Genomic DNA, 14,387 nt, shown 5'->3' with positions numbered 1-14,387 from the left:
AGCAAGCTCGCTTCCACAGAGGGGTGTGCCTGGAACTCCGCGTTGTCGTTCATCGCGAGCAAGCGCGCTCCTACGGGTCCTGTGTTTTTTCAGGCACATCTCTCTCAACATCACCTCGCCAACTGCTTCACCAACTCCGGCGTCACGTAGTGCGGGCCGTCGAACAGGTACAGGGGATAGCCGTCGTAGGCTGCCAGTTGCGGTTTTAGTTCAGCGGCGGTCGCTGAGCGGAAGCCTCCTCCGTAGTTGGGGCGGAAGGCTTCGGCGATGATTCGGACGCGGTCTTTGCCCAGGCTTTTGCGCAGGGCATCGGCGTAGGTTCGGGCGACGGGGGCGGTGCGGGCATAGACACCGACGCCGTCCTGGAAGAACACGCCAATGTCGTCCGGCAGCCACTGCTTGAGCCAGTCTGCCGTTGCCGCTGGGCCAATATTGGCGCCGTCGTAGACGCTGATCCACAACGGTCTCGGCAACTTGGCCAGCAGCGCAGGCAGCTCTTTGGCGCGGGTCCAGCTGGGGTCGACTTCTGCCGGGAAATACCAACCGGTGACATGCAGCGGCGTCGGCAGTTTGGTGATGCGTTCAGACACCGCCGCCAGTTGTTCGATATTGTCCCGTGAGCGATTTTCGCTGAAATACCCCGCCAGCCCGACAATCACATCCTGAGCCCAGGGCTCCTTGGCAATACGCGCCCAGTCAGGCAGCACCGGTACGCTGGGCAGGCCGGTGCCAGGCACGAACGCCTGATCATCCACCACCGTCCATTGCACCAGCAGTTCCCGTGCGCCCAGCTTTTGCCAGTCACCCTTGATGCCGACGGTCTTGTTGTCCGGCTGCCACACGATGCCGACGATGCCCGGATCCAGTGGTTTGGGTTGGGTGACGTACAACAAAGTGGTGCCTGACACGAGGGTCGCTGCCAGTAATGCAACCACTGACGTGGCACGGCTGATGGTTTTGCCGAGAATCTTCAAGGAAGCGCCTTATTGATGCGCTGATGCCACTGGTTCAGCGAAGTCACGCCCTTGGCGTTCCAGTTGGCAGCAGCGTCGGGGCCGAGATGAAACTGACCCTCGTTGAATTGCCAGACGATCACCTGCGGCTTGTGCTGGGCAAAATCAGGTGATTCCAGATATTGCAGCAGAGTCGCCCAAGGCCCGACGTCGCCGGGGTTCCAGGTCAGGGTGACGGGACGGTCCAGCGCATTGGACAACTTCTGGGTAAAGCCCAGATAAGGCTGCACAAAGCTGTTGCCGATCACCTGCACCGGTGCGGGTGCGTCATCAATCAGCAGATCTTCTTTCTCCACCTGATGGCGCACGGTGTAGATGTCGCGACCGATAGCCTTGCGCTTGATGGCAGGCAGGAAGTTGCTGGCCAGGTCGCCGAATGCGCGCTTGTCGAACCAATCACCGAGTACCGCGCCGCCGCCGGGTTCACCCTGCAATTGATAGCGGCCGGTGATCAGTTTGGCGGTGGCGTCGGCAGTGTTTTCCGCGCTCCAGGCCGTCCAGTGATAATCGGCACGGTAGAACGCGGTCTGTTTGCCTTGTTCGGTCCGTAGCAGGATCGGCTTGATGTTCAGCGTGGTCAGGCCGGCTTTGGACAGGTTGGCTTGCAACTGGTCGTAGCGCTGCACAACCGCTGGGCTCAGGGGATTACCGGCTGGCAGACGCTGGGCGTAGAACGGCGCTTTCATCGGCACCACCAGCACAATCAGCCCGATGTTTTCCCGTGCCAATTGCTGTTGGACGTCCTTGAGCAGCGCGATACTGCGCGAGTTACCGGCGGTATCCACCTTGCTCAGGCTTTCCCAGGCGGGAAACAGCCAGCCGTCCTTACCGGTAATGACTGCTGATGCAGCCTGCACACCAGTACCAGCGAGGCAGAGCAGCAAGCCCGCCAACACAGGCAAGCGACGGGTGAAGCGTTGAGCTTTGACGAAATGGGTCATGGGGCAGTCTGGTCTACGAGGCCGATCAGGCGGGGCGACTGGCTTGAGCCAATCAGGAACAAGCTGTAACGGTCACTGGCCTTGAACGGCTCAAGTTTGAACGGCAGGCTGGTGGTCTTCCCGCAATTGGCGATGAGGGTCGCCTGCACCGGGTTGATGGTGCGTTGCGCCTGGCCGTTGAACGGCAACTGGTTAAACACGCTGGCGCCATTGGCGAGCTGGATATTGGCCGTTTCACAGCCAGCGCTGAGGTTGTAGATGTTGAGCTCGGCGCGCAGATCCTTGCCGCGTACCGGCGGATCCACCACCAACCGTGGCGGGTTGGCCGGATTGCTGTCGAGAATCAGCGTGACCCAGGCGTTCTTCGGCACGTTCAGGCCTTTGATCTCGCGACCGTTGACGGTGACGTGCAAAGGCTGCCGGGAATCCACGACCTGAAACGGGCTGGCAACCACCGACTGAGCCGACAAGGCAAAGTCGGTGCTCTGATCCACACGGACCTGCACGGCGTTATCGGATGGATTGACCACCCGCACCCAAGCCGAACCCTCCGGCAGTTTCGACGCATAGAGTTGCGCAATTTCAGGCGCGGCCTGGGCTGTGCAAGCCAGGCCGAAGCTGACCCCCAGCGCTAGGTAAAGCCCGGCCCACTTGCAGATACGAGGGTACATAATCAGTCCTCAGTAGGAGTAAGTCAGGCGAGCGAAAACGCCTTTGGCGCGGTCGTCGCCAGACACTTTCACTCGGTATTGCAGTGAGAAATCCACGTAGGAGCGCGGCGCGTTGTAAGCGTCTTCTCGGAACCAGTAGCGCACGTTATTACCGATACCAACGCCAGAGGCATGGCCTGACGAATAGTCGGCGCGGCCGTCTGCTCCGGTCTTGCTGTTCATCTTCGAATCGTAATCGTAGGCGGCGACCACATGGGGGAACGTGACCCAGCGCGAGCCAGTTCCACCGATGGCGTAGCTGCGGCCGCCTTGCCATTCGCTGTTGATGTAATTGCGCGAATCGTTGATGTAGTGGCCGGCTTCAGCGAACAACTGCGAGGTCCACCAACTGGGCGTATCGACCCGCAGGTCGGTGCCGATGCTTGAGCCGTAGCCCAAGCGCAGCAGCCAGTCGCCGTCGACATCAGACGAACCCAGCGGGAAAGTGCGTTCCACTGCCGCCATCACGTTCAGGGATGAGAACGGCTTGATCCGGGCGCCCAAAGCGCCTTGCAAAGCGTCCAGACCGGTATCGGAATCGCCGTTCTTGCTCCACAGGGTGTCAGTGATGCGGCCGTAAAGCTCAACGAAACGGGCATTGCGATAACCCAGCGGACGATAAGAAAGCTCGGTGCTGTTTTGCAGGCTGTCATTGCTGCCACCACTGCTGCTGCCGCTGTTGCCGTTGCTGGTGGACGGCGCCGAGCTCAAGCCGCTGCTGGAACTGTTGCCGCGATAACTGGTGGTGCTAGTCAAGCCCCAAGTGCGGGAGACATCGGCCACTGCACGACGGGTGTCGAACAGCTGCTGGGCTGGCATATCCAGTTCACCCGCATTTTTCGCGTCGATCACGCGCTTGAAATAACCCACCGCGTGCTCGTCGTCATTGACTCGCATGGCCGTGTAGGCAGCGTCCTGACTGGCGGTTGGCGACAGGCGTGTAGCGGCATCGGACTTGCGGAATGACTCGTGGGCGGCCTCATCGTCACCAGCCTGCACTGACAGATAAGCGATTTGCAGATCACTCATGGATTCCAGCTCGCCAGTGTCCCGGGCCTGCTGCAAACGTTCGCGAGCTGTGCGGCGCTGACCCAGTGCGGCGTAGAGGCTGGCTTCTTCATAGGCCGGCAGGGTGCCGAGTGCCAGCGCCTGGGTGAAGTCCTTGCGGGCGGCGGAATCTTCATTCATCTGCTGATGCAGGCGACCGCGCTGGGCCAGAAGGCGCGCGTCGTCGCCATTGGCTGCAAGGCCACTGTTGGCGGCATCGAGAGCTTCGGGTAGGCGCTTCTGATCGGTGAGCGCACTGACCAGCAGACTGCGATAAGCCGGGTTTTCCGGGGCGCGGCGGATGGCTTCGCTGGCCAGCGTCGCAGCAGACGCCGAGTCCTTGCGAGCCAGTGCGGCGTAAGCCTGAACCGCCATGTCAGTTCCACCATCGCGCTGGTTGCCCGGCCAGATATCGCAGATCAGGCCGAAGGCGCTTTCCTGACAATTCAGCGCCGGGGCCGGGAAGCGCAACGCGGTTTTCAAGCCGTTGGATTTTTGCCTGGCAGCCGCTTGGGCAGCAGCGCGGCGGCGGGCGAGTTCACCGCTTTCGTCTGGCGGCAATTGTTGTAGCTGAGCCAGTGCCAGCTCCGGTTCGTTGTTGGACAGCGCCAGGTCGGCGGCGAAGAAACGGATCTCTCGCACTTCCGAGTCCAGCAAGCCATCGATGGCCAGCGCCTGCTTTAAATCATTTTGCGCGGCCTGGGTTTTGCCCTGACGATCCAGTGCGTAGCTGCGCAGGATCCACGGCGCGATTTCGCCATCGTCCTGAGCCAGCGCGCCAGTGGCGGCCAGTTCGGCTGCGCGGTAATCCTTGGCTTCAATCAGCGTGCTGATCAGCAGTTGCTGATGGGCGCCGATTTCCGGTGCCCAGTTCACGGCTTTGCGTGCCTGATCCACGGCCAGCGGCAGGTTGTCGGCTTGCAGAGCACGATACCCGGCGATGGCCAGTGGGGCAGCCAGTTGGCGGCGGATGGCTTCGCGGCGCATCAGCAACGTATCGTCATCCGGGAACACCCGAAGCGCATCGCTGGTGGCCAGATCAGCTTCCTGAAGATGCTGCTGGCGCTGCAGGGACTCGATCAGCAGAAGGCGATAATCCATGCGCTTCGGCGCCTGGCTGATGGCTTTGCGTGCGGACTGGGCAGCGGCAGCGAAGTCGTCGCGGTCGTAAGCCTTGAACGCCTGCGCCGCTGCGCCAAAGCCTGGTGCCTGGCGCGACTGTGGGTAGCGTTTGGGATTGTCGCGCATGTCCTTGTCGCGTTCGGCCAGCGCAATCAGCCGGTTCAAACGGGTGACATCCGCCCGCTGGCGCAAGGCTTCGCGAGCCTTGGCGATGGCCAGGTCGTAGTCCTTGCGCTCGTAGGCGCTGTACGCCTCGTTCGCGGTTTGGTAGGCCGGGCCGGTGAGCGGCAGCGGCAATGTTTCAGCAAAACTCACGACGGGCATCAGACTCAGGCCGGTGACCATCAGGCTCAGTAGAGAGCGCTTCATAAGGCAGGTTCCGTCTGGTATTGGCTGTGTTGGCGAGCCACTGCCTGTTCGATGGTGGCACGCGGCAGAACGCCGATATCCACCAGGTAATCGCCGATGCGGCCGTGATGTTGTGGTCGGTAACTGAGCATGGCGCTGTCGAAGATGGCACGATCCAGCAGGCCCGATTCGATCAGCAGATCCCCCAGCAACGGCGCACTGGCGTTGGGTACCGACTGGCCGTCAATGGCGTTGACCCGACGCAGTTGCGCGACGATTTCACTCTCTCGGGCAATCAGCTGTTGCGGTTCGCTGCCCAGTTGCGCGCTGACCTGTTGCAGCCCTTCGGCGGACAACGGGCTGGCGACAGCGATCTGCGCTTGTCCGTCAGCGTTCACACCCAATGGCACGACACGCCAGCGCAAGGCGAACTCATCTGCCAATGTCAGCGCCGATGTATCAGCCTTGGCCGCCACGTCGAAAACCCGCGGCAATTCGTTCTGGAAGGCAATCGCTTCGGCCAGGGTTTCGTCGTCCAGCCAGCCATGGTTGAGCAAGATGCGTCCTAACGGTATGTGCCGGGTTTGCTGCTCGGCGAGGGCGCTTTGCAGGGCGTTTTCGGTGATCGCTTGCCACGACAGCAACACGCTGCCCAGCTTGCGCGGGGCAATGGCGACCAGGTCGGTGGACGGGAAGTCGTGCATGGTTTTGTCCCAGACCAGCTTGCGGTTCAGTACCTTGCCAACGATAAACATCCGCCAGGCCCGGGACGCGGCCATGAAGTTGACGAAGTTGCCGACCACCATGCGCGGGATCGACAGCAAACCGTGCTGCCAGCCATACAACACGCCGGTGAAGTAACAGCGATGCACGATGCGCCAGGCCAGGGCGATGCCGTTGGCCAGCAGCAGGTATTTGATGAAGCCGTTGGATTCGAACGGGGTCGGGAAACTGACGTTCCACAGCCCGCTATGACGCAGGATGATCAAGGCCAGCAGTTGCACCAGAATCACGTAAGCGATGATGCTGACGAACGCCGTCACCACGCCTTTGCGATCACGGAACAGCAGATAACGGTTGGCCAACGAACCGGTCCAGCCCATCTGTTCCCAGCCTTGCAGACCGATGCCCAGTGTCCAGCGCGCTTTCTGACGGAACGCCGTGCGAAAGGTGTCCGGGAAGAATTCACGCACGCACAGCGGCATGCTCAACGTCGACTCATACGGTTTGCGGAACCAGGATTTGCGCAGCACTCGGTACTGCACCGGGAAACGCACGAAAATCGCGTTCATGCCGACTTTTGCCAGGCGGTTACCGACGTCGTAGTCCTCGGTCAGGCTGTCGGTGTTGAACGGTTGGTTCTGAGTTTCGTCAGCCAGCACACGCAGCGCACGGTGCGAGAAACAGGTGCCAACGCCCGCCGATGGCACGGTATCGGTCATGCTTTCGCGCACCACCAGATCCTTGCCATGCCATTCGGCGAACTCGTCCATGTACGTCCCCGCAACCCACTCGTACCAGTTGCGTTCAAGGGAAACCACCGGCAGCTGGATCATGTCCTTGCGCGGCAGCAAATAGTTGAACAGGCGCAGTTCCAGCGGGTGCAGCACATCTTCACTGTCATGCAGCACGACGCCGGCGAAGGTCATGTCGTGGGTTTTCTCATGCAGGAAAATCGCTTGGATGACCCAGTTCAGGCAGTCTGCCTTGCAGGTCGGCCCGGCATGCGGGACTTCCACTCGATGCAGTTGCTTGTAGCGCCGACGCATGCGCTCCACCTCATCGATGGTGCGCTGATCGTTGATGTAGGTGCCGACGAAAACCACGTAGTTCTGGTAATCCAGGGTCGACACCATGTTCTCGATCATCGGCGCGATGACGTCGTACTCCAGCCAGGCCGGAACCATGATCGCCAGCGGCTGTTCATCCCGCGCCATCAGCTGTTCAACGGTCAGGGGCCGATATTTGCGCCCCGCCGTGAACTTGCGGAACACCCGGCGCGACCAGTACCAGAGGTCGATGAACAGGTCATCCAGACTCGAGATCAGGATCAGCACGGCGACCACAATCGTCGCGACTTCCAGGATGCTGTAGTAGTGGGCCAGCCAGTACGGCCAATAGAGCGACGTCATCGGAGCTTCCCGTTACTGGCGATTGCGGCGGGCGTTACGGCCAGCCAGCAACAGCACGAGGAACAGCACGATAGCGCCCGGAATCAACCACAACATGGACGGTTGACGCCATGCATCGAGGCCTTTTGGCTCTTCGCTTTCGATCATCTGGCTGCCACTTGGATCCTTGCTGTCCAGTGTGGTCAGCGCGCCTTTGTCACCCAGAATGCTCACGTCACCACGGGTCAGCAGGATCGGTTTGGCAAACACCGGCGCCTGATTGCCCAGTGCGTGGTAGACCAGACCGTGTTGACCGCCAGCTTCAACCACTTGCAGCGACGCCAGGTTGTTCAGCGGTTGCAGGTCCAGCAGCAGCTCGTCCTTGTGGTTGATGCGCAGGCGGCCCTGATCATCGACTTGCACCGAGGCCTTGCTGTCCTTGATTGGCAGCTCGAAGGCGAGGAAGGATTTATCCGGCGTTACCGAAGCTTTCGGGTCAGCACTGACGGTCAATTGCGCGCGCAACGGTGACACGCCGCTGGCGTTGGCCACGGCAATCACTTGCGGCAGGCTGCTTACCGGTTGATCCAGCCACGTTTGCGGCACCAGCACTTGAGTCTCGCCAGCGAAGCGCGCGGCCATGCCGGAGAAGTCGTCATTGAGTGTGGCTTTGTCCAGCACGATATGGCTGGTCGGCAACACTGAAACCGGGAAGGCTTGCGGGGTTTCAAGGCAGCGGTCGCTGACCGGCTGACGCTGGAAGGACACTCGCAGGACGTTGGTCGAGCCCAGGGCATAGCCCGGAATGCGCGCTTCGATGCGTTGTTTTTCGCCATCGGTGACCAGCTGCTGCGCGCCGATCAGGTAATCGTTGAGAAACAGCGAGGCGACGGGCGCGGTGTCCGAAGCACCCGGCGCGGCGGCCACATCGATCACTGCCTTGACCGGCACGCGGCCGTCATAGGCGACGCTGCCCAGCGGGAACGATGCGCTCCAGTCGGACTTGGCCAGCACGTCGATGGTGCCGGGGTTGCCGCCCAGTCGGGACAGGGCCACACGGCCATCGGCTTGCAGCGGGGTGTGTGCTTCGCTGATGGTCAGTTGACGGCTGCGCGCCAGTTTGTTCCAGGCCGAGCCGAACAGAGTCAATGCCTTGCCGGTCGCTTCTGGCGCGATCATCAGCATCGGACGGGCACCGAGCAAGGCCAGGCGAACATTGTCGGTGCCAGCTTTCAGACCGACGTTGATATGCCGTTCACGCCACTGGTTCAAGGCGTTGGCGGCGCTGGCATCGAGGCCTTGAATCTGGGTGTGCAAGGCATCGAGAGATTCGTTGATGGCCTTGAGCAGCTGCGGATCGTTGATCGCCAGATCGGCCTGCATATTGGCGGTCTGACCCAGCACCAGCAGCGCACCGATCTGCGCCGGATCGCTGAGGGTTTGCGTGCCTTTGCCGTTGAGGCTGGCGAAGGCCGGGATATTCAGCAGTTCGGCCGGGACCCGCAGGCCACTCAGGTCAACACTGTCTTGCAGAGCAGGGAAGGGCAGAATGCGCGCATGTTTGCCGATCCGCTCCAGCGCCACACCGATGCGCCACGCCGCATCGTAGCTGGTGGCAGACAAGCTGCCGGGCGCGACCATGATCCCCGGTTTGCCGGGCAGGGCATTCCAGGCGGCGCCGACGTCCTGCAACTGACTGGCGTCGTAGCTGTAAGTCAGGCGTGTGGCGGGATCGATACGCAGCACGTTGCCGATCACCCGTTCGTCTTCACAGAGCATGCGGTCAACAATCGACGACCAGGCAATGCCCAGCCGTACCGAACCGTTATCGCGGGCGGCCTTGTCGACCCCCAGTGTCACGCTGGCATTGCCTTGCGCTTCGTTCAGGCCTTCAGCCCGCACCGGATAGCCGTCCAGCGACAGCAACATGGTGTTGCGCCCGCCTTCACCATTGAGATAACTGGCATCAAACTGCAAGGTCGCATCGGTCAATGGCACGCCCGCTGGCACCGGCAGATACAGCTCGCGCCGGGCATCGGTCGAGCCGAGGATGATCGGCGTGTCGATGCCCAGGTCGCTCAAGCGAATCTCGCGTTGCTGGCGGGTGTCGCTGTTGATCTGGTTGATTGCCTGGGTGAGCGGGCTGTCCGCAGCCAGGGCGAAAGTCGGCATGAGCGCGAGCAGGCTCACGCCACAGGCAAGGGCGCTGAGCGCGCCCGATTGAGTGGCAACGGAAAACTTCATTCAGGCAAATCTCGGACTGATAGGGGGAAGAACGTTTATTGGAAAGATGAAACCGGTCGGGCTTGCCCCATGTTCGGCATCAGCATTGGGTGTTCGAGCTCCAATGGCGGTTTGCCCACCACAAACTCATGCATCGGGCGGCCGAGCAGGATGTCGACAATCCGCGAGCTGGCCTTGCCATCGCCATAGGGGTTGGCTGCCTGGGATGAGCGACGCCACAGCAGGTCGTCGTCGTAAAGCGCAGCAACGCCGCTGACGATGGATTCCACAGAAGTACCCACCAGCCGCACAGTGCCAGCGGTCACGGCTTCCGGACGTTCGGTGACTTCACGCATGACCAGTACTGGCTTGCCGAGCGAAGGCGCTTCTTCCTGTACACCACCGGAGTCGGTGAGGATCACGTGAGCGCGCTGCATCAGGCGCACAAACGCCAGATAATCCAGTGGCTCGATCAGGTGCACGTTATCCAGCCCTGCCAGGTGCTCCTTGACCGGGCCTTGAACATTGGGGTTCAGGTGCACTGGATAGACGATCTGGATATCTTTGCGGCTGGCCAGTTGGCGCAGGGCTTTGCAGATATCGAGGAAGCCGTCGCCGAAGTTTTCCCGACGATGGCCCGTCACCAGCAGCACTTTGCGGCCAGGCTTGATGAACGAGAACTGGCTGTCCAGACGAGCGCGCAGCTCACTGTCCTCATCAATGCGTTTTGCGGTCAATTGCAATGCATCGATCACGGTATTGCCGGTTACGAAGGAGCGCCCCTGCAGGCGTTCGCCCAGCAGGTTGGTGCGCGATTCGAAGGTCGGGGCAAACAACAGGTCGGCACCCAGATCGATACAGCGGCGGTTCATTTCTTCCGGCCACGGCGAGCGAATATCACCGGTCCTCAGGCCTGCTTCCACATGACCGACCGGGATGCGGCGATGGAACGCGGCCATCGATGCAACCATCGCTGAAGTGGTATCACCGTGTACCAGAACGCGATCAGGCTGAGTCATCTCCAGCACCGGATCGATGGCGTCATACAACGCCGCGGTCAGGGTGTTGAGATTCTGGCGCGGGGTCATGACGTCAAGTGTGAAGTCGGGCTTGAGTTCGAACAGATCCAGCACTTGCTTGAGCATGCTTTGATGCTGGCCAGTGACACAAATCATCGAGTGAACACCCGATTCTGCTGCCAGGGCTTTAACGAGCGGCGCCATTTTGATGGCCTCCGGACGTGTGCCGAAAATGGACAGAACTTTAATTCTTGATTGACTGCGAGCGATGATGCCCTCCTCGCGCAATTACGCGCCGCACAGTAACTCACTCAAGGCTGGAAGTGTCTTGAGCAGGCAGGTGTGCTGAGTTTTATGGGGCCGGATTTAAATCAGAATAGAGGCTTGATTATTCACTTCGTGTGATATGGCGCATTGCCTTGCTTCCGGATCGGCGACGATTATTAGCAGTATTCGCGATGGCTGCAAAGTTTTATATGCAGTTATTTTTAATCCGGGGGGAGAATGAAACTTTAACTTTTAGGGTCGGTCAGTAAGGGGTTTTGCCAAGTTTGAAGCGAGGAGGTCTTGCGAAGAGTAAGAGTCTTTTACTTGTTGATTTATAAGGTTTTTCTAAAAAACTACATGTTGTTCGTCGGATGCGTTGAATCTTTTCTAATTCCGTTGTCGCGCCCGGGGCGTGCCTTGCGGATATTGAGCATGCTGTAGCGAGAAGTCACTTGAATGACGCCTGTATATTGTCACGACGCAGTTGGAGTGTGGTTCAGGAGTGTGCTTTGTGCAAGTTTACTTTCGAAAAAGTTCCCGAGTGGTGATTCAAATCAATTGATGGCAATTTGCCGGCAGTGCGGAGTATACACATTAAAGCGTAGTGCACTCTATTGAATCAGTGTTGATTTGTAACGCACTCGGGAACGGCCAAACAGCGGTCATGAAATCGCGGGAAAGTCTCGGATTAGACAGCGCGCGACGCCGTTGGTCGGCCTTTATACGTGGGTATGATTTCTACCCGGCCCAGGGTTGGTTAATGTAGGCAGCAGTTGTGCGTGGCACAGTGTTTCATTCACCGATGTGGAAGGTAATACAGCTTGATCAAATCCCCGGTGATAGCGGTCGTCGACGACGATATGGCAGTGCGCACTGGACTGGACAGCCTGGTTCGCTCCCTGGGCTTTGCGGTCTGTCTGTTTGCGTCGGCAGAAGAATTCCTTGGCTCGACCTGCCTTGATAAAGCCCGCTGCCTGATCACCGACGTGCAAATGCCCGGCATGAGTGGCGTTGAGTTGCACGAGCACCTGAGCAGTCGAGGTTTTTCGATCCCAACCATCTTTATCACGGCGTTTCCCGAGGCATCAGTGCGCAAGCGCGCCATGACCGGCAGCGCGGTGGGCTTCCTGAGCAAACCCTTTAACGCCGGTTTACTGATCGAGTGTATTGAGTCGACGTTTGGGGTGGTTTGAAGACGGGCGCGGTGATTTCCAGGTGGGAGCGAGCTTGCTCGCGAAGAGGCCGGGACATCCGCCTATATTTCTGGGGACGGGAACGTCGTCTTCGCGAGCAAGCTCGCTCCCACAGGTATCTATTTCCGCAGAAAAATAATTAGCTCCTCAGCTCCAGCGCCTCAGCCATGCGCACCAGTTCGGCGAAGGACCTGGCGCACATTTTCTTCATGGCGTGGCCGCGGTGGATCTTGACGGTGATCTCACTCAGGCCGATTTCTCCGGCGATCTGTTTGTTCATCAGGCCCGAGGCGGCCAAGGCCATGATTTCCTTTTCCCTTGGGGTCAGGGTCTCAAAGCGGCTGCGGATTTCGTTGAAGTTCTTGTGGGCCTGTCGTCCGCTTTTGTCTTTTTCCAGGGCGGTGTTCACCGCATCCAGCAGGTCCTCCTCGCGAAACGGTTTTGCCAGAAAGTCCACGGCGCCGGCTTTCATGGCGCGCACGGTCATGGCGATATCGCCGTGGCCGGTCATGAACACGATAGGCAGGTTGGCGTTGGAACGCGCCAGCTCGTTCTGGAAATCCAGGCCGCTGGTGCCTTGCAAGCGAACGTCGAGCACCAGGCAGCTGGGGGCTTCAGGGCGCTGGAACTCAACGAAAGCGGCAACCGAGGGAAAGGTTTCGACTCGCAGACCCACCGAGCGCAGCAAGCTGCTCAGAGCGTCGCGCAGGGCTGCATCGTCGTCGACGATAAAGACAATTGGGTCGCTGCTGATCTTGAGCGGGATTCGGTTCATGGGGTGATCGTCATTCATCATGCGGCCTCGGCAGGGCGGGCAGGGCGAAAAGCAGGCTGGCGCCTATACCCGACTGGCTGTCTACGTGTGCGCCTTCTATGCAGGAGCCAAGTGCCCAGATGCTTCCGCCATGGGCTTCGATGATTGAGCGGCAGATCGACAGGCCCATACCCATCCCTTCAGGTTTGGTGGTGAAAAACGCATTGAACAGCTGACCCATGTCGCCCGGACGAATACCCGGCCCGCTGTCTCTGACTTCCACCACCACTTCATTCGCGGTATCACTGCGCAGATGCAGGCTCAACTGCCTCGGGCCGCCTTGATTATTGGCCATGGCCTGAATGCCGTTGATCAATAGATTGATCAGCACTTGCTGCAACTGAATGCGATCGCCCATGACGAGAGGCATGTCGCTGGCGATGTCCTGCACCAGCTCGACCCGGCTGCGATGAATCTCCCTGGCGACCAGGCCCACTGATTCCTCGATGACTTCCTGCATATCCACCGGGATACGTTGCGGGTCGGACTTGCGCGACAGAGCCCGGATGCGCCGGATAACCTCGCTGGCCCTGAAGGTTTCACTGAGGATGCGCTTCAGCGCCTGAGCCGCCTCACCGATATCCGGCTCCTTGCGGTTGAGCCAGCGCAGCGAGGCTTCAGCGTTGGTGGTAACGGCGGCCAGCGGCTGATTGACTTCGTGGGCAATGGACGCCGCCAGCTCGCCAAGTGTGGTGACGCGAGTGACGTGGGCCAGTTCGGTCTGTGAGCGATGCAAGGCCTCTTCAGCCTGCTTGGCGGCGGTGATGTCCATCAGTGCCCCGACGTACTCGCAATTGCCATCCTGATCGCGGGTCAGGTGCGCAAGCATGTGCAAATACTTGACCCTGCCATCGGGCATTAACAGACGGTGCTCGACGCTGAGGTCCGTTACCAGTTGCCGGGCCTTTGCCACGCTGTTGAGCACGCAAGGCAAGTCGTCGGGATGGATCCGTTGCAGGATGCTGTCCATCGACGGCGGTTGGCCGTCGTCCACCTCGTAAATGCGGCGGGTTTCCTCGGACCAGTGCATTTGCATGTCCGGCAGGCGAAAACCGATGCTGCCGGTGCGGCTCAACCGTTGCGCATCACTGAGGAAAGCCTCGCTGCGCCGCAATGCGTCATGGGCCTTGGCCAGCAAGCGCACCTGTTCCTGTAATCGATCATTGACCGCTTTGTTTTTCAGGGCCAGCACCGTGGTGATGCCAATCGCCGCCATGCTCACCAGCCCACGGGCAATGGCAGGCATCTCTGCATCTTCACCGTGGGACAGCAGGAACGAGAGGATGGTCAGGGTAAAGCAGCCGAGTGAAACCAGGATCATCCCGGTGCGGCTGTAGAAATTCACCGACAACAGAATGACCGCCACGTAAAGCACCGCTACCGCGATGTCCAGGGAGGTCACTGTATCGACGATGAACACCGCGCCGGCAATGAGCGCTGCACCCAGCCGTTGCATTCGGGCCGAAGGTACGGCATTGAGAAGCGTGTCGTGTTGCTCTGCGGGTAACGTAGCTCGTGTATTCATATTGAAAGCATGCTGCTCCATGAATACTGCCCGACAACCGCGATGGACAGTTCT

At 60.0% G+C, this 14,387-nt stretch carries 10 protein-coding genes; 1 reads left to right on the top strand and 9 read right to left on the bottom strand.

Annotated elements, in window-relative coordinates:
• Window positions 1–110 precede the first annotated feature (110 nt).
• From IV01_RS19330 to wecB, 7 genes are read right to left on the bottom strand one after another with little or no spacing between them, the layout of a single operon-like run.
• Window positions 111–974 carry a hypothetical protein gene (locus IV01_RS19330; RefSeq protein ID WP_032626797.1) on the bottom strand — a complete coding sequence of 288 codons (864 nt, stop codon included), beginning with the start codon at window positions 972–974 and terminating at the stop codon, window positions 111–113.
• Window positions 971–1,954 (bottom strand): alginate O-acetyltransferase AlgX-related protein, encoded by a 984-nt coding sequence (locus IV01_RS19335; RefSeq protein ID WP_032626796.1) that lies wholly within the window; start codon window positions 1,952–1,954, stop codon window positions 971–973. The genes IV01_RS19330 and IV01_RS19335 overlap by 4 nt, the downstream gene beginning before the upstream one ends.
• The gene (locus tag IV01_RS19340; protein ID WP_032626795.1) at window positions 1,951–2,625 is read right to left on the bottom strand and encodes an alginate O-acetyltransferase AlgF; all 675 of its coding nucleotides are present in this window, start codon (window positions 2,623–2,625) and stop codon (window positions 1,951–1,953) included. The genes IV01_RS19335 and IV01_RS19340 overlap by 4 nt, the downstream gene beginning before the upstream one ends.
• A 9-nt stretch (window positions 2,626–2,634) precedes the next feature.
• Window positions 2,635–5,202 carry a bacteriophage N4 adsorption protein A gene (locus IV01_RS19345; protein ID WP_032626794.1) on the bottom strand — a complete coding sequence of 856 codons (2,568 nt, stop codon included), beginning with the start codon at window positions 5,200–5,202 and terminating at the stop codon, window positions 2,635–2,637.
• A complete protein-coding gene (locus IV01_RS19350) occupies window positions 5,199–7,313 on the bottom strand; it encodes a glycosyl transferase family protein (RefSeq protein WP_032626793.1) in 2,115 nt (704 codons plus the stop codon). Before IV01_RS19350 ends, IV01_RS19345 begins: the two co-directional genes overlap by 4 nt.
• A 12-nt stretch (window positions 7,314–7,325) precedes the next feature.
• The gene (locus IV01_RS19355; RefSeq protein WP_032626792.1) at window positions 7,326–9,536 is read right to left on the bottom strand and encodes a cellulose biosynthesis cyclic di-GMP-binding regulatory protein BcsB; all 2,211 of its coding nucleotides are present in this window, start codon (window positions 9,534–9,536) and stop codon (window positions 7,326–7,328) included.
• A 35-nt stretch (window positions 9,537–9,571) separates the two neighbouring features.
• Window positions 9,572–10,804 carry a non-hydrolyzing UDP-N-acetylglucosamine 2-epimerase gene (gene wecB, locus IV01_RS19360; protein WP_032626864.1) on the bottom strand — a complete coding sequence of 411 codons (1,233 nt, stop codon included), beginning with the start codon at window positions 10,802–10,804 and terminating at the stop codon, window positions 9,572–9,574.
• Window positions 10,805–11,622: 818 nt separating this feature from the next.
• Between wecB and IV01_RS19365 the strand changes: the two genes are divergently transcribed.
• Window positions 11,623–11,994, top strand: coding sequence for a response regulator transcription factor (locus tag IV01_RS19365; protein WP_032626790.1), 372 nt, complete (start codon window positions 11,623–11,625; stop codon window positions 11,992–11,994).
• A gap of 139 nt (window positions 11,995–12,133) precedes the next feature.
• On the opposite strand, the gene IV01_RS19370 is transcribed toward IV01_RS19365, so the two are convergent.
• Window positions 12,134–12,769, bottom strand: a complete 636-nt coding sequence (locus IV01_RS19370; protein ID WP_032626788.1) for a response regulator transcription factor — start codon at window positions 12,767–12,769, stop codon at window positions 12,134–12,136.
• Between the two features lie 10 nt (window positions 12,770–12,779).
• Window positions 12,780–14,333 (bottom strand): sensor histidine kinase, encoded by a 1,554-nt coding sequence (locus tag IV01_RS0124645; RefSeq protein ID WP_229636094.1) that lies wholly within the window; start codon window positions 14,331–14,333, stop codon window positions 12,780–12,782.
• Window positions 14,334–14,387: the final 54 nt, after the last annotated feature.

This window comes from Pseudomonas syringae (genome assembly GCF_000737245.1).
GTDB lineage: Bacteria > Pseudomonadota > Gammaproteobacteria > Pseudomonadales > Pseudomonadaceae > Aquipseudomonas > Aquipseudomonas syringae_J.
This window is presented reverse-complemented; position numbering and strand designations above follow the sequence as displayed.

Excerpts from the sequence above, each read along its gene's own strand:
- IV01_RS19350 (WP_032626793.1), bottom strand. The coding sequence starts at position 7,313 with ATGACGTCGCTCTATTGGCCGTACTGGCTGGCCCACTACTACAGCATC.
- IV01_RS19335 (WP_032626796.1), bottom strand. The coding sequence starts at position 1,954 with ATGACCCATTTCGTCAAAGCTCAACGCTTCACCCGTCGCTTGCCTGTG.
- IV01_RS19355 (WP_032626792.1), bottom strand. The coding sequence starts at position 9,536 with ATGAAGTTTTCCGTTGCCACTCAATCGGGCGCGCTCAGCGCCCTTGCC.
- IV01_RS19370 (WP_032626788.1), bottom strand. The coding sequence starts at position 12,769 with ATGAACCGAATCCCGCTCAAGATCAGCAGCGACCCAATTGTCTTTATC.
- IV01_RS0124645 (WP_229636094.1), bottom strand. The coding sequence starts at position 14,333 with ATGAATACACGAGCTACGTTACCCGCAGAGCAACACGACACGCTTCTC.
- IV01_RS19345 (WP_032626794.1), bottom strand. The coding sequence starts at position 5,202 with ATGAAGCGCTCTCTACTGAGCCTGATGGTCACCGGCCTGAGTCTGATG.
- IV01_RS19340 (WP_032626795.1), bottom strand. The coding sequence starts at position 2,625 with ATGTACCCTCGTATCTGCAAGTGGGCCGGGCTTTACCTAGCGCTGGGG.